The following is a 314-nucleotide window of genomic DNA, read 5'->3' as shown; positions in this document are numbered from 1 at the left end:
CGATAGCGGATAGTACCGTGAGGGAATGGTGAAAAGTACCGCGGGAGCGGAGTGAAATAGTACCTGAAACCGTGTGCCTACAAGCCGTGGGAGCGTCGGGTAGGAACTTGTTCCTGCCTCGTGACTGCGTGCCTTTTGAAGAATGAGCCTGCGAGTTTGCGGTGTGTTGCGAGGTTAACCCGTGTGGGGAAGCCGTAGCGAAAGCGAGTCCGAACAGGGCGATCTAGTAGCGCGCTCAAGACCCGAAGCGGAGTGATCTAGCCATGGGCAGGTTGAAGCGGAGGTAAGACTTCGTGGAGGACCGAACCCACCAG

1 rRNA gene is annotated in these 314 nt (G+C 57.3%); it reads left to right on the top strand.

Going from position 1 to position 314, the window contains the following annotated elements:
- Positions 1-314, top strand: a 23S ribosomal RNA gene (locus ADL34_RS04255); the annotation flags it as partial.

The organism is Streptomyces sp. NRRL WC-3605 (assembly GCF_001509795.1).
Classification (GTDB): domain Bacteria; phylum Actinomycetota; class Actinomycetes; order Streptomycetales; family Streptomycetaceae; genus Streptomyces; species Streptomyces viridochromogenes.
This window is presented reverse-complemented; position numbering and strand designations above follow the sequence as displayed.